This window comes from Ensifer adhaerens, from assembly GCF_000697965.2.
Classification (GTDB): domain Bacteria; phylum Pseudomonadota; class Alphaproteobacteria; order Rhizobiales; family Rhizobiaceae; genus Ensifer; species Ensifer adhaerens.
Genome location: NZ_CP015880.1, coordinates 2,173,507 through 2,194,792, shown reverse-complemented (window position 1 = coordinate 2,194,792; position 21,286 = coordinate 2,173,507). Strand labels below are relative to the sequence as shown.

Sequence of the window (21,286 nt, the reverse complement as noted above, 5' to 3'; positions counted from 1 at the left end):
AACGACCGTGCGGTGGCGCGGCCGTTCAGCGTGGGAAGTATTCAAAAGAGAGGTTTTGATGCCCTGGAGCAATCAGAATGGCGGCGGCGGTGGCCCATGGGGCGGCGGCGGTGGCGGCGGCAATCAGGGGGGTCCCTGGGGCCAGGGGCCAAACCGGCCGCGTGGCGGCAAGGGCGGCCCGCCGGATCTGGAAGAGATCATTCGCCGTGGCCAGGACCAGCTCAAGAACGTCGTTCCCGGCGGCTTCAATGGTGGCGTCTTCGCCATTATCGGCCTGCTGATCGTCGGTTTTGTCCTGATCAATTCGATCTACACGGTGCAGCCGGACGAGCGCGGCGTCGAGATGCGCTTCGGCAAGCCGAAGGACGAGATCTCGATGCCTGGCCTGCACTATCATTTCTGGCCATTCGAGACCGTCGAATTCGTCAAGATCACCGAGCAGCAGCAGAACATCGGCGGGCGCTCTAGCGGCCAGTCGAATTCCGGCCTGATGCTCACCGGCGACCAGAACATCGTCAACGTCCAGTTCTCGGTTCTTTATTCGGTCACCGATCCGAAGGCTTACCTCTTCAACGTCGAGAACCCGTCCGACACGCTGCAGCAGGTGGCCGAAAGCGCGATGCGCGAAGTCGTCGGTCGCCGTCCGGCGCAGGACATCTTCCGTGACAACCGTCAGGCGATCGCCGCGGACGTGAAGAGCACGATCCAGGCAACGATGGACACCTACGGCACCGGCGTTTCCGTCAACACGGTCGCCATCGAGGACGCCGCACCGCCGCGCGAAGTGGCCGATGCGTTCGACGAAGTGCAGCGCGCCGAACAGGACGAGGACCGCTTCGTCGAAGAAGCCAACCAGTATGCCAACCAGGTGCTCGGTAAGGCACGCGGTCAGGGTGCGCAGATCCGCGAAGAAGCGGCCGCCTACAAGGACCGTGTCGTCAAGGAAGCACAGGGTGAGGCGCAGCGCTTCATCTCCGTCTATGACGAGTACTCCAAGGCGCCTGACGTTACCCGCAAGCGTCTCTATCTCGAAACCATGCAGGGCGTTCTCGGCAAGTCGAAGAAGGTCATCATCGACGAGAAGAACGGGCAGGGCGTACTGCCATATCTGCCGCTGAATGAAATCGGTCGTCCGACGACGTCGGGTGCCGCAGCAGTTTCGGGAGCAGGCCAGTGATCAACAATCGTACCTCCGTTATCCTGATCCTGCTCGCCGTCGTCTTCGTCGGCATCTATTCCTCGGTCTTCGTCGTCAACGAGCGCCAGCAGGCGATCGTCGTTCGCTTCGGTCAGATCAAGGACGTCAAGAGCCAGCCGGGCCTCTACTTCAAGCTGCCCTTCGCCTTCATGGACGCCGACCGCGTCCAGTACGTCGAAGACCAGGCACTGCGCTTCGACCTCGACAACATCCGTGTCCAGGTCTCGGGCGGCAAGTTCTACGAAGTTGATGCCTTCGTCGTCTACAAGATCTCCGATCCCCGCCGCTTCCGCGAGACGGTCTCGGGCGATCGCGACTCGGCGGAATCGCGTCTCAGGACCCGTCTCGACGCATCGCTGCGCCGTGTCTACGGTCTGCGCGGCTTCGAGGCAGCGCTCTCCGACGAGCGTGCGTCGATGATGCGCGAAGTGCGCGCCGACCTCAAAGCCGACGCGGAGTCGCTCGGCCTCAACATCGAGGACGTCCGTATCCGTCGCACCGACCTGACGCAGGAGGTCTCGCAACAGACCTACGACCGCATGAAGGCCGAGCGTCTGGCGGAAGCGGAACTGATCCGCGCCCGCGGTAACGAAGAAGGCCAGCGCCGCCGCGCGATTGCCGACCGTCAGGTCGTCGAAATCGTCGCCGAGGCCCAGCGTGATTCGGAAATCCTGCGCGGTGAAGGCGAAGCCGAACGCACAAGGACCTTTGCCGACGCCTTTGCGCGCGATCCGAAGTTCTTCGAGTTCTATCGCTCCATGACCGCTTACACGCAGTCGATCGGTAGCCCGGACACGACGCTGGTGCTTTCGCCGCATTCGGAATTCTTCCGTTACTTCAATAACTCGGAAGGCACTCCGCCGGCCGCGGCACCTCAAGCAGCGACCGGAAACTAGGCGGGCGATGTCAGACTTTCTGACAGGATTCGCTTTCTTCCTGATCATCGAGGGGCTGGTGTACGCACTGGCCCCTTTGGTTTTGGTGGAAATGGCGAAGCGTTTGCCGTATGTCCCCGAACATCAGCTTCGACTGGCGGGGCTCGTTTGCGTGGCTGCCGGGGTCGGACTTGTATGGTTGCTTCGAGGATAATGCGAAATGCCACATAAACTGCTGATCCGGCTGGTCGATGCCGAATACGCCATCACCCGCCTCAATATCGGCTCCAGCATGCCGGAATGGCTGCCGGGGCCGGGCTTCTGGACCGTGTCGAGCTCGCGCGAGGAGATGACACTGGTCTGCCGGGCCGCCCGCGTGCCGTCCAGCGTCCAGAGTTCGCTCGGCTGGCGCTGCTTCCGCGTCGAGCAGCATTTTGCCTTTGACGTGCCTGGCGTGCTCGCCTCGGTGCTCCGGCCGCTTTCGGATGCCGGCGTCGGCGTCTTTGCCAATTCGACCTTCAGCACCGACTACATCTTCGTTGCCGGCTCCGATCTCGACAAGGCGGTCCAGGCGCTGAAAGACCACGGCCACGAGCTCACCACCTGATCAGCCACGCCCGGCCTCGACCTAAAGGCTCGGCCGGGAACGCCCGTCCTTTCGCACCCGTGCGCGCAAGGATCAGGAAATCGTGTTTGGACCCTTCCGAATTCCGCCTTATCTTCAGAGGAAAGTCGGACGTCGCGGTCTTGCGGCTTGCGTTTGTCAAATCTGCCGCATAAGCCCGGCCGACGGTTTCGGTCGAGGCGGAATTATGCGAAGAATCAAAGTGCTATGGTGTGCCGGTGTCACCGCACACAGCCAGAGGAGCTGAAGCGAATTGTCCACGCGATCAAAATCCCGAGTACACTCGCTTGGCGCCTCCCTCGGCGTTCTGGCGCTCGCAGGCGCGCTTGCCTTCAGCAGCACCGCACTCGCCCAGAACACGGCGATCCGGCCGCCGAGCAATGGCCCGGCCTCCGTCGCCGATCTGGCCGCCGGACTGCTGGATGCCGTCGTCAACATCGCGACTTCGCAGAAGGTCAAGAACGACGATGATGCGCCGGCGCCGCAGGTGCCGGAGGGCTCGCCCTACCAGCGCTATTTCGATGAATTCTTCAAGGGCCAGGGTAATCAGGGCGGTAACCGCCAGCGCACGGTCGAATCGCTCGGCTCCGGCTTCGTCATCGATCCCTCTGGCTACATCGTCACCAACAACCACGTGATCGAGGGCGCCGACGACATCGAGATCAACTTCGCCAATGGCAGCAAACTGAAGGCGAAGCTCGTCGGCAAAGACACCCAGACCGATCTCGCGCTGCTGAAGGTCGAGCCGAAGGCGCCGCTGAAGGCCGTGCCTTTCGGGGATTCGCGCAAGATGCGCATCGGCGACTGGGTGATGGCGATCGGCAACCCGTTCGGCCTTGGCGGTTCCGTTTCGGTCGGCATCATCTCGGCGCGCGGCCGCAACATCAACGCCGGCCCCTATGACAATTTCATCCAGACGGACGCTGCGATCAACCGCGGCAATTCCGGCGGGCCGCTGTTCAATATGGCCGGCGAAGTGATCGGCATCAACACGGCGATCATCTCGCCAACGGGCGGCTCGATCGGCATCGGCTTCTCCGTGCCGACCGAACTTGCCGCCAATGTGGTACTTCAGCTCAAGGACTTCGGCGAGACGCGTCGCGGCTGGCTCGGCGTGCGCGTCCAGCCGGTGAACGACGATATCGCCGAGAGCCTGAAGATGGACGCGCCGCGCGGCGCGCTCGTCTCCGGCATCATCGAAGGCGGGCCGATCACGCACGGCGAGATCAAGGCCGGCGACGTCATCGTCAAATTCGACGGCCATGATGTCGGCGAGGTGCGCGACCTGAAGCGCGTGGTCGCCGAAAGCCCCGTCGGTAAGGCGGTCGATGTCGTGGTGATCCGCGACGGCAAGGAACAGACAGTCAAGGTGACGCTCGGACGCCTCGAGGATGGCGCGCTTGCAAGTGCCGACGCGGCAACCGGCGACGAGGGGTCGAAGGCTGACAAGCCGGAGGCTGCGCCGCTTCCAGCGACCGACGTCGTGCTCGGCATGAAGCTTGCGACGCTCAACGAAGAGGCGCGCAAGAAATACGGCATTGCCGAAGACGTGGACGGCGTTGTCATCACCGAGGTCGCGCCGAATTCGGTCGCGGCAGAGCGGCGCGTAGAGGCGGGCGACGTCATCGTCGAGGTCGGTCAGGAGGCGATGGAGACGCCCGCCGACGTGGCCGACCGGGTCGAGGAGCTGAAATCCAGCGGCCGTCGCCACGCCGCCCTTCTGATCTCCAACAAGTCCGGCGAATTGCGCTTCGTCACCGTTCGGGTGGAGTAGGACGCATCGCGCCTTTCGGCAGTTGCGATTGCGGCATCGGATCGATGCCGCAGCGCCGCTTTCGGTCGAGGCCGATTGTCTGAATCTTTTCAGTGCTATCGCCTCTGGGGCTGAGAGGCTGAATCCACGTCCTCAGGTTTTGATTCAAGGCTGCGGTTCGGCCGACGGGCCGCAGCGCGCTCATGATGGGCACAGACACGGTCCCGCTGCCGCGACCTTCTCCCCGCTTGCGGGGAGAGGGTTAGGGTGAGGGGCATTCGAGAAGCGGTGAGGTGCCCTTCTTTCAGCAGTCCTCGCTCGCTTGCCTGGGGTGCGGGGACGGCTTGCGCGCCGGCTGGAAGGTCATCAGCCTGAGGGCTTCGAACAGAATTTCGATAATCGTATGCATTGCCGCACCTCCTTTCTTGCAAGCATTTCACTCCACTTGCCGGCACCCCTCAAACGAGTTTACAGTCGCCTTCGGATAACTTGAGGTTATGCATGAAGCGCGGCCGACTGCCCCTGACAGCGTTGCGGAGTTTCGAGGCGGCCGGGCGACTGGAGAGTTTCACACTGGCTGCATCGGAGCTTTTCGTCTCGCAGGCGGCCATCAGCCGGCAGGTGCGCGAGCTCGAAGAGCTGATCGGCCGGCCGCTGTTTGAGAGGCTCCACCGCGGTGTGCGGTTGACGGCCGATGGTCAGGCGCTGCTCGGCACGCTGACATCTGCCTTCGACATGGTGGGCGAAAGCCTCGACGCGCTCTCGGGGCGGCGGTTGTCGCAGACGCTGAAGGTCAGCGCCGAACCATCCTTTGCCGGCTGCTGGCTGGTGCCGCATTTGCAGGAATTTCAGGAGGCGCATCCGGAGATCGATCTGGTGATCGATGCGGAGTCGCGGCTCGCCGAGTTTCGAAGCGGCGAGGCCGATATCGCCATCCGCCACAGCTTGACCGCCCGCGCCTGGTCGCGGGTGGAGGCGCGGCCCCTTGCCGAGGTGGAGATGGTCCCGGTGATCACGCCTGCGCTTGCCGGCGCCGGGCCGCCGCTCGACCGACCCGAAGACCTGTTGCAGCATCCATTGTTGCATGAGGATAACCGGCAACTCTGGGAACAATGGTTTGCGGCGGCCGGCACCGCGCCGGTGAAGCTTGCACGCGGCGCGATCTTCGCCGATGGCTCGATGGTGCTGCAGGCGACGCTGCGCGGCAGCGGCGTCGGCCTCATCGACCGCGACCATGCCCGCGACGACATCGCCGCCGGCCGGCTGATCCAGCCGTTCGACGCCTCTGTGCCCTATGGCGCGTTCTTTATTGTGGCGCGGCGCTTCGAGGCGCTGTCGGAGGCGGCCAGGGCCTTTGTCGACTGGATCGAACGGAGCTACCCGGGGGCGGGGCGAAAGCGGTGAGGCGGCCCTTATCCTCAGGGCGAGCGCTTGCCCCTCATCCGCCTGCCGGCACCGTCTCTCCGCACGCGGGGAGAAGGAAAGATATGGCGAACGCCCGCCATTCTTCAGAGGTGGTTGGGTAGTGCCAGTGCGGCTGGCGTCTCTCTTCCCGCCTGCGGAGAGAGATGTCCGGCAGACAGAGAGGGCAACCCACGAAGCGGCAGCTTATTTCCCGGCCTTTGAACGATGCGCCCGCCATTCCTCGGCGCTGATCGCATAGAGCACATGCCGAACCAGGGTCGGCTGATCGGTTGGGACGCGGGGGTGGTCGAAGTCGCGACTTGGGTCGCGGTGCATGCCGATCCGTTGCATGACAGCGGTCGAGCGGGTGTTGGCGGGAACCGCGAAGGAGACGACCTCGCTCAAGCCCTTTTCCTCGAAGCCGTAGCGCAGCAGGGCGTTGGCCGCTTCGGTGAGGTAGCCCTTGCCCCAGTAGGGCGGAGCCAGTCGCCAGCCGATTTCGACGGTTCCTTTGGGCAGGTGCGGCTCCAAATCCGTGAGCGCGAGGCCGCAGAAGCCGATTGGCTTGTCGTCGGCCTTGAGCGCCACGGCGAAGAAGCCGAAGCCGGTTTCGGCGATGCCCTTGCCGACGCGGTCGAACAGCGCGTCTGATTCCGCGCGGCTGCGGCGGAAGGGAAAGAATTCCATCACCTTGGGATCGCTGTTGATCGCGAAGAAGAGATCGCGATCGCTTTCCTTCCAGGCGCGGATGCGCAGCCGCTCAGTCTCGGCAATGATCATCCGGCGAAATCCGTCTTGCGATAGCCCTGCAGATAGAGAAGGGCGGTGAGGTCGCCGTGGTCGATGCGGACCTTCGCCTGCTCGGCGACCACGGGCTTGGCATGCAGCGCCACGCCGGTGCCGGCAAGCTGGATCATGCCGAGATCGTTGGCGCCGTCGCCGACGGCAAGGGCATCGTCCGTCGAGATGCCGAGGCGGTCGGCGATCTCGATCAGCGAATCGACCTTGGCCTGCTTGCCGAGGATGGGATTGGCGACTTCGCCAGTGAGGATGCCGTCTTCGGCGATCAGCGTATTGGCGCGGTTCTCGTCAAAGCCGAGCATCTCGGCGATCGGGCCGGTAAAGACGGTGAAACCGCCGGAGACGAGCGCGGTATGGTGGCCCTTGCTCTTCATCGTTGCGATCAGTTGTTTTCCGCCCGGCGTCAGCGTGATGCGCTTGGCGATGACCTCGTCGACGACGCCAAGTGGCAGGCCCTTCAGAAGTCCTACGCGTTCGATCAGCGCCGGCTCGAAGGCGATCTCGCCGTTCATGGCGCGGGCGGTGATCGCCGCCACCTTGTCTTTCAGGCCGACTTCGGCGGCGAGTTCGTCGATGCATTCCTGGCCGATCATGGTCGAGTCCATGTCGGCGATGAGCAGTTTCTTGCGGCGGCTCTCGGCGTCTTGCACGGCGACATCGACCGGTGCATCGCCGATCACGCCGCGCAGCAGGGTTTCGGCGGCATCCGGATCGGTGCCGTCGGTCAGCGCGATATCGCAGGCGATGCCATCGGCGAGCCAATAGAGGCCGGATGCCTTGACGGCGTCAGCGGCTGCTTCCGCCAGTGCTGGCGTCAGAACAGGATTTGACGGATTGGCGATAAGCGTGGCAACGAGAGCCATGGACAACAACCTTGATACCGAGAGCGACGCGATCCTGATAACCGGGCCGACCGCCAGCGGCAAGTCCGCGCTTGCCGTCGAACTGGCGCGCCGACACGGCGGCGTGGTCGTCAATGCCGACAGCATGCAGGTCTATGACACGCTGCGGCTGTTGACGGCGCGGCCGGACGAGGCCGACATGGGCGGCATAGGGCACTGTCTTTACGGCCATGTGCCGGCGGCATCCGCCTATTCCACCGGTGCCTGGGCGCGTGAAGCGCAGGCATTGGTCGCTCAGCTCAAGGGCGAGGGACGCTTGCCGGTTTTTGTCGGCGGCACCGGGCTCTATTTCAAGGCGCTGACCGGTGGTCTCTCGGACATGCCGGAGATCCCGGCGGCGATCCGGGAAAGGCTGCGCGAGCGGCTGAAGGCGGAAGGGGCGGAGGCGCTGCATCGCGACCTCGAAGCCAGGGATCCGGAAACGGCGGTGACACTGAAGCCCGGTGACGGCCAGCGGATCGTGCGGGCGCTCGAAATGGTGGAGGCCACCGGCAAGCCGATCCGCTTCTTCCAACAGCAGACCGGACCCATGATCGTCGACCCGGACCGGGCTACAAAATATGTCGTGCTGCCGGAGCGAAAGCTCCTGCACGACCGCATCAACCGTCGCTTCCAGTTGATGCTTGCCGGCGGCGCGATCGACGAAGTGCGGGCGCTGCTTGCGCTCGAGCTGCCGTCGGAAATGCCCATCATGAAGGCGATCGGCGTCAGCCAGATCGCAGCCCTTCTGAAGGGCGAACTCGACGAGGCCGAAGTGATCGAGATGGGCGCTGCGGCAACGCGACAATATGCCAAGCGGCAGATGACCTGGTTCCGTAACCAGCTCGACGACAGCTGGCAGCGCATTTCGAGCGCCGAGGAGGTGCTTTGACGAGCGCCGTTGCTGCGGATCAGTCGGCGAGGTTCAGCTGCCAGGACACGCCGAAGCGGTCGGTGACCCAGCTGAAGCGCTGGCTGAAGCCGTAATTGTCGAGTGGCATCAGCACTGCCCCGCCTTCGGCGAGCATGCCATAAAGCGTGATGATCTCATCCTCGCTCTGGCATTCCACGAAGAACGAGAACGACGGGGTGAAATCGAAGGCGTGCCGGACCGGGCTGTCGATGCACTTGACCCGCTGCGCGCCGAGCCGGAAAAGCGCCACCTTGACGCTGCCTTCGGGACCTTGCTCATCCGGTCCATAGCGCTCGACTTCCAGCACCTCGGCATTCGGGAACAGCGAGTCGTAGAAGGCCATGGCGTCGTCGGCGACGCCATCCTGGAACATCAGAAAGGGCGTGATGCTTGTGACCATGGCGCGCTCCCGTTGTCGTCGGTGTCAACAAAACCGGCTGACTGATCCTACCCCAGGATGTCGCCACGACAACGGTCGGCCCGCGGCAAAGTTCCCTTGCAGGATAGGCGCTGATGCCTTGCTGTGAGCGGGGCGGCTTGCAGGTTCGGGCGGCGCATGCCATGTCCCGATCATGACAGACGAGCAGAAAACGTCTCCTGACAGCGCGGAAATCCGTCTGTCTCCCGATGAAGCCCTGGTGCTCTTTGAACTTCTGTCGCGTTGGAGCGAGGAGAACGCAGTTCCAACGCCGGACGCCTCCTGTTTCGAAAGCACGGCCGAATGCGCGGTGCTGCTCGCAGTGCTGGCAGACCTTCAAAAGCAGTTGGTCGCACCCTTTCGCGAAGACTACGCCGAAGCGGTGAAAGCGGCACGCCGCCGTCTGGCGCCATCGTGGGATTACCCTGACCTCAGGGGGTGATTTGCTTGCTTGTGCCTGCGCTTGATCAGCTCGGACAAGTCACGCCAGCAGCGGCCACAGCACCAGTCCGATCCCGATGATGCTGGTCGCAAACAGGGCCGAGCGCAGCACGGGAATGCCGATCGCATAGGCGAGCCAAAAGGCGAGCCGTGCCGAAAGCCAGACGATCGCGCCGAGTTCCGTCGTCGTGTTGTTTGCGCCGGTGACTTCGACCGCAAGCAGCGCGGACGCGGCGAAGGGAAAAGTCTCGAGGAAGTTTGCCTGCGCGCGTTTCAGCCGTCCGACGAGGGGCGTTGGCGGCGGCCCGGCCGCTTCGCGCGAAGAGAGCGACCAGGCCAGTCCGTTCTGGCGCGTCTGGAGTTGCGCCGCGACAAAAACCTGGATGATGCCGAAGATGCAGCCGAGCGCCAGCACGGTCATCTCCATGCTCATGGCCGCGCTCCGAAAGCCGTCTCGAACTTTACTGTCGCGTGTGCCTGCGCCATGTCAGCCATCGTGCTTTCCTCCCGCATTGTTTGCTGAAAGCACGCTAACTCTCTGGTACGATATCGTAAATACGGACAAAAAGGATAGTACGGGGGGGCCGACATGACGGAACAAGCCGTGGCATCGGACCGAGGTGTCGGGCCGAAAGTGTCCAGCCTGACCGGTCTCGACATGAGCCATATCCGGCTCTGCCCCGCCATCGCCTTCAACCAGATCGTCGGCGGGCGCTACAAGCTGCACATCCTCTGCGTGCTCGAAGGCGGGACGCACCGCTATGGCGAAATCGGACGGTCGCTGCTTCGTGGCGGACTCGGTAAGCCGATCACCCCGCGTATTCTCAGCCGCGAACTGCGGGAACTGGAGGAGCGGGGCCTGATCAGCCGCCGGGACTATCCCGTGGTGCCGCGCAAGGTGGAATACAGTCTGACCGCCCAGGGGCAGGCGCTGCTGCCGATCCTTGCCGAAATCGTCCGCTGGGGCGCAACGGGCGCGCACGAGCAAATCCTCGGGATATGACTTCCTCCTGCTCGGCCCTTCAAAACGTCGAGAAGGCTGTCGCGCTCACGCTTTCACGGCCGAGAAGAAGAGGAAGCGCGGTTTGGTCGTCAGGCTCCTGTAGGCGTCCGGAAAGAGCGTGCTGGCACGCGGATCGGGCTCCGGTTCGCTCACCGTCTCGGTGGCAAATCCGGCTGATTTGAGCGCATCGAACATGGCGTGCAGCGGGCGGTGCCAGAAGCGCATGTGGATGGTCCTGCCGCCCCGTTCCCAGGTATCGTCGAAGCGATAGGTCTCGAAATAGTTGTCGTGACCGGAAAGGGAATGATCCATGAACGGATGGTGCGTGGAAAACACCAGACGGCCGCCCTTTCGTAGCACCCGGTTGAACTCGGAAAGCGGGAGCGACCAATCCTCCAGATAATGCATGACGAGGGATGCCACGATGAGGTCGAAGGCACCGTCGTCGAACGGCAAGGGTTCGCTCAGATCGGCCATCAGCAATTGCGCACGCCCGTCGAGGCGTCGACGGGCGATGTCCAGAAGACCGGCGCTGCGATCGATGCCCGTCACCGCGGCGCCGCGCTCGATGAGCGCTGCCGCGTGCGCTCCGCCGCCGCAACCGGCGTCGAGCACCCGAAGCCCGGCGACGTCGCCGGCGAGTGCCAAAGTCGCCGGCCGCTCGTAATAGGCGTTCCAGGCGTTGTTCTCGTTGTCGGCATCATAGGCTGCCGCAAAGGCATCGTAGTCGTTCTCTGGCAAGGTCTTTTCTCCGCTGCCACCGAAAGGCGTGCGCGATCAGATGTCGAAGCGCTTGAAACTTCTATTCTATCGGTCTGCGACGCCATCGGGCAATCGCGTTAATGTGGAGCGCCCCCTGGAGGACCTTCGGTCGCAAGGACGCGTGCGACCACCCAGCGAGCCGCTATTCCCCTCCAGAGTTGTTCACGCACTGCCGCCCGCAGCGAATGTCTGGACAAAACGCTTTTACATCTCTGGTTGTCATCGGGCAAATGGGGCGCCCGCAGTTTCACGCGTTCGCTGCCTAGGTCTTGCGGATGATGCTGCCGAGGGGCCGCTTCAACAGGCTTTCGCGCAGCGAGCCCTGGCGCGGCCGCTCGCCGGACGCCGGGTCAGCCGTTTGCGAACGGCGTTGGGCCTGATCGGCCGGGGATGGCTCGTTCAAGAGCTGCTGGCGGATCTGATTGAAGCGCTCCAGCTCCGGATTGACGGGGGCAGGCGCGCGCGGAAGCATGTCCGGACGATAGGGCTCGATCTCGACCTGCGGCTCGCTGAGGCCCGGTTGCGGCTCGGCTTCTGCCGTGGCGCCCAGTTCGGTCTCCCAGCGCTGCTCTTCGCTCACGGTCTGCGCCGCCATGTAGCTCTGCTGGAAGTTCGAAATATCCGGCCCGTTGATGGCGCGCATGCGGCTGACGATCGCGCGCAGGTCAACGGTCGGCGGATGGTCCTCGTCGATCCGGTCGATGATCCCGTGGGCGCGCGGCAGGCGCTCCTCGGCGATGCGAGAAAAGCGCATGCGCATCGGCACGGCCACCGCCTCGCCGAATGCGATTGCCTCGCCATTGCCGATCGAGGAAATGAAGCTCGTCGTCGATGTCGACGAGTTCGGAATGGCCGAGCGGATGATGTCCTGGTCGCGGTCGTTGGCAAGCCGCATGGCAAAGACCGTCGAGCACTGCGACAGGATCGTCGGATCGAGTTCGCCGGGGCGCTGGGTGATGATGCCGAGCGATACGCCGTATTTGCGGCCTTCCTTGGCGATGCGGGCGATCGCCTGCCGCGTCGGCAGGAAGCCGAGCGACGGATCGGCCGGCACGTAGCGGTGCGCCTCTTCGCAGACGACCAGCATATGGATGCCGCCATTGCTCCAGAGCCCGATTTCAAACGCCATGCGGCAAAGCACCGAGGCGACGGAATTAACGACTTCCGAGGGGATGCCGGCCAGCTGGAAGGTGGCGATCGGCCGGCCGTCGCCTGGAATGCGGAAAACCCGGGCGATCGTATCCTGGATCGTGTCGGTGATCGTGTTCGACGAGAACATGAAATGATAGCGCGGATCGTTGATCGCCGAGACGATCTTGACCTTGAGCGAGCGCAGATGCGGCTTGTCGTTGCGCCCTTCGAGCCGGCCGATGCGCTCGTCGATCAGCGCCAAGAGGTCGGCGATGCGGTAAGGCACCGGCGTGTCGGCGGTGATCGAGCTCTTTTCCGTCTGGCGCCGCACGATGCCGGCGTCGCCGCCGCCGCGGAAGGCCTTCTTCGCCTCGGGGATGATGTCGCGCAGCATGTCGAGCTCGTCCGGCGGCGCCGGGCGGCCGCGGAAGATCACCTCTGCGAACTCCTCCAGTCGGAAGAACCAGAAGGGCAGGTCGAGCGTATCGGTGTCGATGACGACGGCAAGGTCGGGGAAGGCGGCGGCGAACTCGTTGTGCGGGTCGAGGATCAGCACGCGCAGCTTCGGATCGGCAATGATCGCCTTGTTGAGCAGCAGCGTGACCGCGGTCGACTTGCCGACGCCGGTCGTGCCGACGATGGCGAAATGCTTGGCGAGCATCGAGGGCACGTGAATGGTTGCGTCGAGGCTCTCGTCCTGGGTCAGCTTGCCGATGATGCAGCTGTCGTTGCGGCCGGAATCGTAGATGCGCGCAAGGTCGGCGGCGCGGATGCGGTGGGCGATGGCACCGAGATAGGGATATTGGCTGATACCGGCGGAAAACTCTTCACGACCGTCGGGCCCCCTATGGACCTCGCCCATCAGTTCGACTTCGATGCGGAAGGTGTTGTTGGTCTCTTCGCCCCATTCGCTGGAGGTGGTCTGCATCGAATAGACCAGCGCCACCACGCGGTTCCTGCCGACGGAAATGGAAATCAGCCGGCCGACGGACCAGAGTTCGGTCAGCGACGTCTCGCCGCTCTCTGCGATCGCAGCGATCGTCGCGCGCGCGCCGTTGCAGGCAACCACCCGTCCGAGGAACCGGTTGCCGGGCTTCAGGCCGTCACGGCGATCCTGCTCTCCGGCACGGATCGAGGAATGAAGTTCATTGTTCAGCAACGCGAGAAACCCCGGCAATACGGCGCTTCATGTTAGCCAAGGGGATTTAACAAGTGGTTTCGAGATGTTGCACGCTCGAGCACGCGGGGCACGGGCAGCGGCATGGCGACTTGCGCACTCCGATTTAGTTCCCTGTCAGAGCGATAGCCGGCCGGCCATCCTCCTCGCCGAGCTACCGTACTGCCAGCGCATCATGAAGTACGAGACGGTCAGGAGGAGGGCCATACCGCCTGCGATCACGAGACAGAGAACCATGTCCAGAGACATCAGCAGGGAGACGAACTGCTGCCGGTTGACGTAGTAGGCGATCTCATAGCCTGGGTCGCCAAATACAAACGCCATGACGTAGACCCAAGCAGCAATTGCAACACCCGGCAGAATGCTAATTGCCGTGGCTAAGCCCAAGGAGACGCGGGCCAGTTTCGCTTTCTCTTCTTCCGTCGGGCATCGGCGATGCCTTTGCACGAAACGGCTGGCTGTGGCGGTAGCCGATGACAATGTCTGCGCAAACCAGACGCCGTATGCAGTTCCCTTCGGTATCGGGCCAACAAGGGTCTCGTAGGCGAACATCCCGGCCACGCAGACTCCTGTCAACGCCAGGCAAACGAGGGCGAAGTAGCGGTAATATGGCGTCAGCGACACGGTCGGCGTCATGCGTGGTTCCTGGCGGGCGGTTGTGGCGCCACTTGGCATGATTAGCGCATAACTTGCAAGATTGTGCGCTCTCCCTGAGCAAACTGTCGGGAAAGCTCGCCGACGTTGGCCGGACTGTGTGACGCCTCAGCCCTCCGATGGTTTGATGCACTGAGCAAACGACCGGAACAGCGCCCGCCCTTCCGGCCAGTCACTCAACCCGCTCTTGCCGTTGATATGGGCGACGGCGCCGGCTTCGGCGAACCGGCTGCCCCATTGCGCCGCCCGCATCTGCGCGTAGCCGATGGTGCCGAAGGGGTCGTTGGAACTCGCGACGATAAGGGAGGGAAAACGGAAGCGTTCCGTCGGGACCTTGGCGAAGCTGGCAGCCTCCGCCGGGAAGGCCGCAGACGTCGGATCGGGAACCGCCACGAGAAAAGCGCCGGCGACAGGACGGGTGCGGACCGCATGCCAATGGGCGACGAGCAGACAGGCAAGGCTGTGGGCGGCGAGAAGGGGTGGCTCGCTTGCTGAGGCAATGGCGCTGTCGAGCGCCTGGATCCAGTCGGCAAGCTGCGGACGATCCCAATCGCCCGGTTGGAAACGGCGCAAGTGAGGGTCTGCATTCTCCCATCGGGTTTGCCAGTGCGCCTCGCCGGAACCGCCGATGCCGGGCAGGATGATGATATCGTTCATGTCGTCCTCTCATCTTCAACATGGGGGAGACTGCCAGCTTCCCTTGACCATCTGAATGCGCAATCATCGGAAAGTGCGGCCGTTTGCCGATGGATTAAAGGTGAAACATGGCGGTTGACCGTTCTGCCCTCGACCCGACCGATATCGCGATCATCGAGGTATTGCAGGAAGACGGACGCATCGCGATCTCGGAGCTCGGGCGGCGTATCGGTCTGTCGCAGCCGGCGACCTCGGAGCGGGTCAAGCGGCTGGAGGAGCGCGGCATCATTTCCGGTTATGGCGCACGCATCGATGCGGCACGCCTCGGGCTTGGCATGATGGCGGTGATCCGCCTGAAGACGACGCACGAACATATCCGTGCCTGCCTCAAGCAGTTTTCCGAGATGCCGCAGGTGATCGAGGTGCTGCGGCTGACCGGCGAGGACTGTTTCCTTCTCAAGGTGCTGGTGCCGACGCCGGGCGAGCTTGAAACGATCGTCGACACGATCGCGCGCTATGGCGCCGTGACGACGTCGCTTGTCTTGAGCGGCGAGCCGGAAAAGCCGATCGGGCGGGCGCTGATCCAGCGGGTCTGAGACTGGGCGCCGGGCACGCTTCGACTTGATGAAAGTCAATGCAGAACGCGAGAGGACGCGGGATAATTCAACCATAGGCCAGGCACGTCCGTTCGGGTGACCGTCAGGGGCGTTGCCGGCCACGGACGCTCGAAGGGCGAGCGGGAAGCGGGCGAGGGGAAGCCATGAGCGATGCAATTGCCTATTTTCGTCGGACACCCATACTCTGGCTGATCGTCTTCGTGCCGATCGCGATCGCCGGCGAGCACATCTGGCCGGACGCCCATACGCTGCTCTTCCTGCTGTCGGTGGCGGCGATCGTGCCGCTGGCGGCGCTCCTGAGCCAGGCGACGGAGGCGGTTGCGGCCCGCACCGGCGACACGGTCGGCGCGCTCTTGAATGCAACGCTCGGCAACCTGACCGAGCTCGTCATCGCCCTGATGGCGCTTGCTGCCGGCCAGTATCTGCTGGTCAAGGCCTCGATCGCCGGCGCGATCGTCACCAACACGCTGTTCATGCTGGGTGGTTCGTTTCTGCTCGGCGGGCTCAAGTTTCACCTGCAGGAGTTCAACCGGGTGAATGCGCGCTTTCTGGCGAGCCTCCTGTTCATGGCGACGATCGCCGTACTCGTGCCTTCGCTGATCGGTGCTGCCGACGGCCAGCCGCAGACGGCTTTCACCCAACAGCTGAGCGCCGGCCTCTCCGTCCTTCTCATCATCACCTATGGGCTCTGGATGCTGTTTTCGCTGAAGACCCATCGCGAGCTGTTCGTCTCGGCCACCTCTGAGCATGGCGGTGATGAACCGCACTGGCCGCTGGCGACGGGCATCATCGTGCTGCTGGTGGTGACCGTTCTTGTGGCGCTCGTCAGCGAAGTTTTCGTCGGCTCGGTGCAGGTTGCGGCCGAAGAGCTTGGCATGACGCCGGCCTTCGTCGGCTTCGTCGTCGTCGCGCTCGTCGGTGCTGCGGCCGAGATGGCGACGGCTTTTTCCGCTGCGCGCAAGGATCGGCTGGACCTGAGCGTCGGCATAGCGCTCGGCAGCGCCGTGCAGATTGCGCTCTTCGTCGCGCCGCTGCTGGTGCTTCTGAGCTACGTGCTCGGGCCGCAGCCGATGGACCTGCAGTTCTGGCCGGGGGCGATCGTGATGATGCTGGTCGCGACCATGGCCGCGACGCTGCTTTCCAACGGCGGGCGGTCTGCCTGGTACATGGGCGTGCTGGCGCTCACCGTCTACGTGATCTTCGCCATGACGCTGTTCCTGCTGCCGCCGCAGGTGTAGCCCTGCGGTCGGCTGAAATCAGCGCCCGCCGGCCGCAATCAGGCTGCGGGCGCAGTCGAGGATGGTGGCGTTCACGGACCTCGGCGCAAAGCCAAGCAGGCGCCGGGCTTTGTCGGATGACAGTGCAAATTTGCGACCGAGCAGCGGGGCCAGCGGCTTCAAATCGGCGCTGAGCGGGGCCAGCAGCCGCACGAGCGCGGTCGGCAGCCGTCGCGTCGGCACCTTGCGGCCATCGACGCCGAGGCCCAGGCGTAGCGTGGCGGCGATCTCCTCCATCCATTGGAAGTCGCCGGCGGCGAGAAAGCGTTCGCCTGCGGCCTCAGGCGCGGTCATGGCGGTGACGTGCAGGTCGGCGAGATCGCGTACGTCCACCACCCAGAAACCGAGGCGCGGCAGGAACCGCGGCCGGCCGCCAGCGAGGTCCCCGATGATCTTCACCGAGCCGAGATTTTCGCTCGAAAGCACCGGACCGAAGACGGCGCCGGGCAGCACCGTGGCGAACTCCGTCGCCTTGCCCTCCATGAACTTCCAGGCGGCACGCTCGGCGAGGATCTTGGAGACCCGGTAATTGTCAAATTGTGGGTCGTCGGGGTCGGCCCAGCGCGTCTCGTCGCTGGCAAGGCCTGAGTCCAGCGGCGGCCGGGTCGTGGCGGCTGCCGAAGTCATCACCACACGCCGGACGCCCGCATCGACGGCGGCGGAAAGCACCCGCAGCGTGCCTTCGCGGGCCGGCGTAACATAGGCGTCGCGGCCGCCGCCGGGAATGCCGCCGAGCGGCGACGCGACGTGCAGGACATAGGTGCAGCCCTCCATCGCCTCGGCCCAGCCGTCATCTCCGGTCAGATCGGCCCTGGCGAAGGACAGTCGGTCTGTCGCGTCGCTGACGGCGGCGATCGAGCGCCTGACGGCGTCGGCCTTTGCGAGATCGCGCAAGGTGGCGCGAACGTGGTATCCGCCTTCGAGCAGAGATACGATGCACCAGCGGGCGACGAAGCCGGTGCCGCCGGTGACAAGAACACATTCATTCATCGGTTTTCATCTTCTTTCGTTGCGTCAGTCGCAGGTCCTGCCCATGGCCGCGAAGGGTTTGCGCCGGCTGATCCGGTAGACGGAGGCGGGCGGGAAGTTTCTGATGGTGCCGCCGATGCGCCGGGCGCGAAGGCCGAGCCGGTCGAGCAGCGGCCGCGGGATGGGGCAGCGCGGACCGTAGGTGAACTGGTAGAGATGGCCACCCGGCCGCATGTGCAGGAAAATACCGGAAAGGATTGCCATAACCTTGCGGGTGGGCATGGAGAGCAGCGGCAGGCCGCTGACCGCAGCGCCGATGCCTGCGGGAATTTCGGAATGACCATCGGCAAGCCGCGCCGCGTCGATCGAAAGAATGGTGGAGGCCGGGAAACGCGCCTTCAGGACGGCTGCAAAGTCAGGGCCGGATTCGACCAGCACAAGGTCTTCCTCGCGCACGCCCCGCTCGATCAACGCGCGCGTGAAGACACCGGTGCCGGGACCGAGTTCGAGCACCGGGCCATAGCGAGGGTCGATCTCGCGCGTGATCAACCGGGCAAGCGACCGGGAGGACGGCGTGACCGAGGCGACGCGCAGTGGATCTGCGAGCCAGGAGCGGAAGAAATGCAGGCTATCGCCATAGGCGCAAATGCTGGTCACGTGAGGCTCCGTGGATGGAATGAAGGCTGTCTTGCAAGGCGCGTTGCAGCGGCAAGTCTACGTCTGTATACTTCCGATTCATGATCATGTCTACAGATGTATACTAAGGAGGGGCCATGCCTGCCAAAAAGGGGGCTGCTGAAAAAGGGGGCGCAGAAAAGCGGCCTGCCGAAAAGGACGGGCGCCGCCGCGACGCGAACGCCACGCGCGCCGCAATTCTTGAGTCCGCACGCTCCGCCTTCATCGCCTCGGGATATGAAGGCGCCGGTGTGCGCGAGATCGCTGAAGGGGCCGGGGTTACGGCGATGCTGATCAACCGCTATTTCGGTTCAAAGGAGGGGCTCTTTGCCGAAGTGCTTTCGACCGCCAACCAACGGCCGATCATCGCCACGCCGGAGACGCTCAGCGCACCGGACCGGGCAGCGCGCATCGCAAGCGCGCTTTTGAAGGTGACGGAGCCGGAGGCAACCGCGCTCGACGGCTTCCTCATCATGCTCCGCTCGATCTCCAACGAGCGTGCGGTCGATATCGCGCGACAGGTGGTCGAAAGCCACCACCAGAAGAACGTCACTGAGGCGCTTTCAGGCCCGGATGCAGGTCAGCGCGCGGCGCTGCTGATGTCGCTCGTCGCCGGCGTGCAGATCATGCGCCAGGTGGTGGGGCTGGAAGCGCTGAATAAGGGGCATGACGCCGAGCTCGAGCGCCTGCTCGGTGATCTCGTCGCCAGGCTTGTCGATGAATAGGGGGTGCCTCCGTGCGCTCCGGCAGGGATCGCAGGCCTCTCACGGAGGCAGGCTTGGAGCGCGAGGGTCTATTTCGGGGCGTTCATATCGAACACGACCCAGCGGAAGAACAGGTAGATCGCGCCGAAACTGAGGAGGAGAGGTGTGAGCACGGAAAGGTCAAGCATCTCATTGCCTTTGTTTTTAAGCTGCATCATGCAGCCAAGCTAATTTGCCACGGCAAGTGTTAATGGCCGGTGCATGCGGACGCGGCCGACCTCCAAAATTGCTCTGGTATCTGCCGCTTGACCTCAACCAAGCTTGAGCTCTTACAAACCTCTCCATCGGCGTTGGCCCGAACGCCATCTTCGGCCCGGATTCGGCCCGAGGAGCCAGCAATACGCGACATGGAGGATGCATGACCGAGCAACTGCTTTTCCGAAATCTGATGAGGATTACTCCCGGCCATCTCGAACCGTTCCGCGAGGCGGTGCGCAGCGCGATCGCCTTCGTCGAAGAGCATGCGCCGCAGTTGATGGTGCAGACGTTCATCGACGAGAAAGAGATGCAGGCGGTGAGCATCCAGCTCTACCGCAATTCTGAGGACGTGCTCCGGCACTGGCAAATGTCGGATGCACACATCAACGACGTCTCCGCCCACTGCTCGGTGGAGCGGCTCGAGGTCTATGGCAATCCGAGCAAAGAGGTGGCCGCGGGGCTGGCGCCGTTCATCAACGATGGCCGCGGTTCCATCATGCCGTCGCTTGTCGGGTTCTCGCGGTTCTAGCGATAGGGACTGCGACGCGCCGGAGAACCGGCGCGTCGCGCGCAGATCAGCCTGACGGAGCCGTTGCGGGTCGTTGGCGCGAGGCCTGCCACAACACCAGCAGCGCGACCGCGAGAAGCAGCGCGTCTGCAGTCGGCATGGCGAACCAGATGCCGGGTTCGCCAAAGCTCGACGCGTAGAGTGCGACCAGCGGCATGGTGAAGAGATAGGGCTTGGCAAGCCCCAGGATCGCCGCCCGGCGCGCATCGCCGATCGCCTGGAAATAGCTGCCGAGCATGATCAGCGGTCCGGATAAGACGTACATCGCGACCATCACCGGCATGATGCGCGCGACGTCAGCGATGACCGCATCGTTGTCGACGAAGGTCGCGCCAATCGGCCTGGCAAAGCCGAGGAGCAGCACCTCGACGGCGAGGCAGTAGAAGAACGCCACAAGCATGCCAAGCCGCAGCATCCTTTCTGCCCGGTCCGCGAGGCCGGCGCCGACATTGTTGCCGACGATCGCCTGCATCGCCTGGCTCAGGCCCAAGAGCGGCAGCAGCGCGAAGGTCATGATGCGGGTGATGATGCCGTAGGCGGCGACCGTGGTGGCGTAGTTTTCGGCCGCCGTCTTCTGCAGCGCCGCCATGATCGTCACCGACACCAGCGCCATGCCGATGAAGCCGAGGCTCTGGGGGCTGCCCAGCGCGATCATGCGGCTCCATCCCGTCAGCGGGTTATGCCGGAGGAGGGCGGAGAGCCGCAGTTCCGTGCGTCCGAACAGGCGGAAGAGGACGATGAGGCCGAGCGCGAGGAGCTGCGCCAGCACGGTGCCGGTCGCGGACCCCGCGACACCCATGTCCAGCAGCGCGATCAGCACATAATTGAGGGCAAGGTTTGCGAGCGAGACCAGCAGGCTGAGGCCGGCCATCAGCCCGGCGCGTCCCTCGCATCGGAGCGCGTCCGATTGCACCGCCAGCAGGAACTGGACGGGCGCGCAAAAGATGATGATCGCGATATAGCGCTCGGCCATGCTGGCGAGCGGCCCCGGACCATTGGTGAGCGTCAGCACCAGGCGGTCGCCTAAGGCTGCGAACAGCGCGACCAGTGCAACAGCGATCGTCAGCGCCAGTATGTGGGCGCCGGCGAAGACGCCGCGGGCTTCAGCAAAGCGGCCGGCGCCGAGATGGCGGGCAAGCAGGCTCGCCATGCCGCTGACGACGAGGGTGGCCAACGCCACGGTGAGAATGAAGATCGGAAACACCGTGGTCACGGCGCCGACGGCTTCGGCGCCGACATAGATGCCGAGCATGATGGCATCGGCCACCGTCAACAGCCCGTTCATGCTCATGACGAAGATGATCGGCAGCGCCGTTTTCAAGAAGATCGCGCCGAGCGGCGCGGTCAAGTAGGCATTCGGCTTGGAGGTGTCCTTGGACATCCCGCACTCCTGTTCTCGCATTTCGATTGGGAAGAGGAGGGGCTCGCATTGCCTGCCACACGAAATGCGATCGGGGCGAGAGGATATCGTCAGAAGTCAGATTTCACCGAGACTGGAAGCCTGCGAGCGGCGGGGATCTGAAGCCCGGAAAGGGAGGTAGCGCCA

General features: G+C 64.0%; 24 protein-coding genes. 13 read left to right on the top strand and 11 right to left on the bottom strand.

Annotated elements, in window-relative coordinates:
- Nucleotides 1-58 precede the first annotated feature (58 nt).
- The 6 genes from hflK (at nt 59) to FA04_RS10635 (ending at nt 5,855) form a co-directional block, all read left to right on the top strand.
- A complete protein-coding gene (gene hflK, locus FA04_RS10660) occupies nt 59-1,177 on the top strand; it encodes an FtsH protease activity modulator HflK (RefSeq protein ID WP_034792611.1) in 1,119 nt (372 codons plus the stop codon).
- Nucleotides 1,174-2,094 carry a protease modulator HflC gene (gene hflC / locus FA04_RS10655; protein WP_034792614.1) on the top strand — a complete coding sequence of 307 codons (921 nt, stop codon included), beginning with the start codon at nt 1,174-1,176 and terminating at the stop codon, nt 2,092-2,094. Before hflK ends, hflC begins: the two co-directional genes overlap by 4 nt.
- A 7-nt stretch (nt 2,095-2,101) precedes the next feature.
- Nucleotides 2,102-2,287 carry a DUF2065 domain-containing protein gene (locus FA04_RS10650; RefSeq protein ID WP_034792618.1) on the top strand — a complete coding sequence of 62 codons (186 nt, stop codon included), beginning with the start codon at nt 2,102-2,104 and terminating at the stop codon, nt 2,285-2,287.
- Nucleotides 2,288-2,293: 6 nt separating this feature from the next.
- On the top strand, nt 2,294-2,680 hold the full coding sequence (locus FA04_RS10645; RefSeq protein ID WP_034792627.1) for an ACT domain-containing protein: 387 nt from the start codon (nt 2,294-2,296) through the stop codon (nt 2,678-2,680).
- Between the two features lie 271 nt (nt 2,681-2,951).
- The gene (locus tag FA04_RS10640) at nt 2,952-4,472 is read left to right on the top strand and encodes a DegQ family serine endoprotease (protein ID WP_051659253.1); all 1,521 of its coding nucleotides are present in this window, start codon (nt 2,952-2,954) and stop codon (nt 4,470-4,472) included.
- 480 nt (nt 4,473-4,952) lie between these two features.
- On the top strand, nt 4,953-5,855 hold the full coding sequence (locus FA04_RS10635) for a LysR substrate-binding domain-containing protein (RefSeq protein ID WP_034792628.1): 903 nt from the start codon (nt 4,953-4,955) through the stop codon (nt 5,853-5,855).
- Between the two features lie 204 nt (nt 5,856-6,059).
- Here the strand turns inward: FA04_RS10635 and FA04_RS10630 are convergent, their stop codons facing one another.
- Both FA04_RS10630 and serB read right to left on the bottom strand, forming a co-directional pair.
- A complete protein-coding gene (locus tag FA04_RS10630; RefSeq protein ID WP_034792629.1) occupies nt 6,060-6,635 on the bottom strand; it encodes a GNAT family N-acetyltransferase in 576 nt (191 codons plus the stop codon).
- Nucleotides 6,632-7,519, bottom strand: a complete 888-nt coding sequence (gene serB, locus FA04_RS10625; protein ID WP_034792631.1) for a phosphoserine phosphatase SerB — start codon at nt 7,517-7,519, stop codon at nt 6,632-6,634. Before serB ends, FA04_RS10630 begins: the two co-directional genes overlap by 4 nt.
- Here serB and miaA point away from each other — a divergent pair.
- A complete protein-coding gene (miaA, locus tag FA04_RS10620) occupies nt 7,518-8,429 on the top strand; it encodes a tRNA (adenosine(37)-N6)-dimethylallyltransferase MiaA (RefSeq protein WP_034792634.1) in 912 nt (303 codons plus the stop codon). The two genes, serB and miaA, sit on opposite strands and share 2 nt — an antisense overlap.
- A 19-nt stretch (nt 8,430-8,448) precedes the next feature.
- Here the strand turns inward: miaA and FA04_RS10615 are convergent, their stop codons facing one another.
- Nucleotides 8,449-8,850 (bottom strand): VOC family protein, encoded by a 402-nt coding sequence (locus tag FA04_RS10615; RefSeq protein ID WP_034792637.1) that lies wholly within the window; start codon nt 8,848-8,850, stop codon nt 8,449-8,451.
- A 172-nt stretch (nt 8,851-9,022) separates the two neighbouring features.
- Here FA04_RS10615 and FA04_RS10610 point away from each other — a divergent pair, with 172 nt between their 5' ends.
- Nucleotides 9,023-9,310, top strand: a complete 288-nt coding sequence (locus FA04_RS10610; protein ID WP_034792640.1) for a hypothetical protein — start codon at nt 9,023-9,025, stop codon at nt 9,308-9,310.
- Between the two features lie 39 nt (nt 9,311-9,349).
- Here FA04_RS10610 and FA04_RS10605 read toward each other — a convergent pair whose 3' ends face one another.
- Complete coding sequence (locus FA04_RS10605; RefSeq protein WP_034792642.1) at nt 9,350-9,742, bottom strand: MAPEG family protein; 393 nt, start codon at nt 9,740-9,742, stop codon at nt 9,350-9,352.
- A 156-nt stretch (nt 9,743-9,898) separates the two neighbouring features.
- Here FA04_RS10605 and FA04_RS10600 point away from each other — a divergent pair, with 156 nt between their 5' ends.
- Entirely contained in the window at nt 9,899-10,312 is a 414-nt protein-coding gene (locus FA04_RS10600) for a winged helix-turn-helix transcriptional regulator (protein WP_234798701.1), read from the top strand.
- Nucleotides 10,313-10,357: 45 nt separating this feature from the next.
- Here FA04_RS10600 and FA04_RS10595 read toward each other — a convergent pair whose 3' ends face one another.
- The 4 genes from FA04_RS10595 to FA04_RS10580 form a co-directional block, all read right to left on the bottom strand.
- Nucleotides 10,358-11,053 (bottom strand): class I SAM-dependent methyltransferase, encoded by a 696-nt coding sequence (locus FA04_RS10595; RefSeq protein WP_034792645.1) that lies wholly within the window; start codon nt 11,051-11,053, stop codon nt 10,358-10,360.
- Nucleotides 11,054-11,336: 283 nt separating this feature from the next.
- A complete protein-coding gene (locus FA04_RS10590; protein WP_034793613.1) occupies nt 11,337-13,364 on the bottom strand; it encodes an ATP-binding protein in 2,028 nt (675 codons plus the stop codon).
- A gap of 135 nt (nt 13,365-13,499) precedes the next feature.
- Entirely contained in the window at nt 13,500-14,018 is a 519-nt protein-coding gene (locus FA04_RS10585; protein WP_034792648.1) for an ABZJ_00895 family protein, read from the bottom strand.
- A gap of 126 nt (nt 14,019-14,144) precedes the next feature.
- Nucleotides 14,145-14,693, bottom strand: coding sequence for an RBBP9/YdeN family alpha/beta hydrolase (locus tag FA04_RS10580; RefSeq protein WP_034792653.1), 549 nt, complete (start codon nt 14,691-14,693; stop codon nt 14,145-14,147).
- 107 nt (nt 14,694-14,800) lie between these two features.
- Between FA04_RS10580 and FA04_RS10575 the strand changes: the two genes are divergently transcribed.
- Both FA04_RS10575 and cax read left to right on the top strand, forming a co-directional pair.
- Nucleotides 14,801-15,268 carry an Lrp/AsnC family transcriptional regulator gene (locus FA04_RS10575; protein WP_034792656.1) on the top strand — a complete coding sequence of 156 codons (468 nt, stop codon included), beginning with the start codon at nt 14,801-14,803 and terminating at the stop codon, nt 15,266-15,268.
- 164 nt (nt 15,269-15,432) lie between these two features.
- On the top strand, nt 15,433-16,527 hold the full coding sequence (cax, locus tag FA04_RS10570) for a calcium/proton exchanger (protein WP_034792668.1): 1,095 nt from the start codon (nt 15,433-15,435) through the stop codon (nt 16,525-16,527).
- 18 nt (nt 16,528-16,545) lie between these two features.
- Here the strand turns inward: cax and FA04_RS10565 are convergent, their stop codons facing one another.
- Both FA04_RS10565 and FA04_RS10560 read right to left on the bottom strand, forming a co-directional pair.
- Nucleotides 16,546-17,556: an NAD-dependent epimerase/dehydratase family protein gene (locus FA04_RS10565; RefSeq protein WP_034792671.1), complete on the bottom strand. Its 1,011-nt coding sequence runs from the start codon at nt 17,554-17,556 to the stop codon at nt 16,546-16,548.
- A gap of 24 nt (nt 17,557-17,580) precedes the next feature.
- Nucleotides 17,581-18,192, bottom strand: a complete 612-nt coding sequence (locus tag FA04_RS10560; RefSeq protein ID WP_034792675.1) for a class I SAM-dependent methyltransferase — start codon at nt 18,190-18,192, stop codon at nt 17,581-17,583.
- A gap of 116 nt (nt 18,193-18,308) precedes the next feature.
- Between FA04_RS10560 and FA04_RS10555 the strand changes: the two genes are divergently transcribed.
- Nucleotides 18,309-18,935, top strand: coding sequence for a TetR/AcrR family transcriptional regulator (locus FA04_RS10555; protein WP_063979478.1), 627 nt, complete (start codon nt 18,309-18,311; stop codon nt 18,933-18,935).
- 397 nt (nt 18,936-19,332) lie between these two features.
- Nucleotides 19,333-19,701 (top strand): hypothetical protein, encoded by a 369-nt coding sequence (locus FA04_RS10550; protein ID WP_034792678.1) that lies wholly within the window; start codon nt 19,333-19,335, stop codon nt 19,699-19,701.
- Between the two features lie 46 nt (nt 19,702-19,747).
- Here the strand turns inward: FA04_RS10550 and FA04_RS10545 are convergent, their stop codons facing one another.
- Complete coding sequence (locus tag FA04_RS10545; protein ID WP_034792681.1) at nt 19,748-21,121, bottom strand: MATE family efflux transporter; 1,374 nt, start codon at nt 21,119-21,121, stop codon at nt 19,748-19,750.
- Between the last annotated feature and the right edge of the window lie 165 nt (nt 21,122-21,286).

Bases quoted from the DNA above. Each gene is read 5' to 3' on its own strand.
- hflK (WP_034792611.1), top strand. From the start codon at position 59: ATGCCCTGGAGCAATCAGAATGGCGGCGGCGGTGGCCCATGGGGCGGC.
- FA04_RS10650 (WP_034792618.1), top strand. From the start codon at position 2,102: ATGTCAGACTTTCTGACAGGATTCGCTTTCTTCCTGATCATCGAGGGG.
- FA04_RS10645 (WP_034792627.1), top strand. From the start codon at position 2,294: ATGCCACATAAACTGCTGATCCGGCTGGTCGATGCCGAATACGCCATC.
- FA04_RS10635 (WP_034792628.1), top strand. From the start codon at position 4,953: ATGAAGCGCGGCCGACTGCCCCTGACAGCGTTGCGGAGTTTCGAGGCG.
- FA04_RS10630 (WP_034792629.1), bottom strand. From the start codon at position 6,635: ATGATCATTGCCGAGACTGAGCGGCTGCGCATCCGCGCCTGGAAGGAA.
- miaA (WP_034792634.1), top strand. From the start codon at position 7,518: ATGGACAACAACCTTGATACCGAGAGCGACGCGATCCTGATAACCGGG.
- serB (WP_034792631.1), bottom strand. From the start codon at position 7,519: ATGGCTCTCGTTGCCACGCTTATCGCCAATCCGTCAAATCCTGTTCTG.
- FA04_RS10615 (WP_034792637.1), bottom strand. From the start codon at position 8,850: ATGGTCACAAGCATCACGCCCTTTCTGATGTTCCAGGATGGCGTCGCC.
- FA04_RS10610 (WP_034792640.1), top strand. From the start codon at position 9,023: ATGACAGACGAGCAGAAAACGTCTCCTGACAGCGCGGAAATCCGTCTG.
- FA04_RS10605 (WP_034792642.1), bottom strand. From the start codon at position 9,742: ATGAGCATGGAGATGACCGTGCTGGCGCTCGGCTGCATCTTCGGCATC.
- FA04_RS10600 (WP_234798701.1), top strand. From the start codon at position 9,899: ATGACGGAACAAGCCGTGGCATCGGACCGAGGTGTCGGGCCGAAAGTG.
- FA04_RS10585 (WP_034792648.1), bottom strand. From the start codon at position 14,018: ATGACGCCGACCGTGTCGCTGACGCCATATTACCGCTACTTCGCCCTC.
- FA04_RS10580 (WP_034792653.1), bottom strand. From the start codon at position 14,693: ATGAACGATATCATCATCCTGCCCGGCATCGGCGGTTCCGGCGAGGCG.
- FA04_RS10575 (WP_034792656.1), top strand. From the start codon at position 14,801: ATGGCGGTTGACCGTTCTGCCCTCGACCCGACCGATATCGCGATCATC.
- cax (WP_034792668.1), top strand. From the start codon at position 15,433: ATGAGCGATGCAATTGCCTATTTTCGTCGGACACCCATACTCTGGCTG.
- FA04_RS10565 (WP_034792671.1), bottom strand. From the start codon at position 17,556: ATGAATGAATGTGTTCTTGTCACCGGCGGCACCGGCTTCGTCGCCCGC.
- FA04_RS10555 (WP_063979478.1), top strand. From the start codon at position 18,309: ATGCCTGCCAAAAAGGGGGCTGCTGAAAAAGGGGGCGCAGAAAAGCGG.
- FA04_RS10550 (WP_034792678.1), top strand. From the start codon at position 19,333: ATGACCGAGCAACTGCTTTTCCGAAATCTGATGAGGATTACTCCCGGC.
- FA04_RS10545 (WP_034792681.1), bottom strand. From the start codon at position 21,121: ATGTCCAAGGACACCTCCAAGCCGAATGCCTACTTGACCGCGCCGCTC.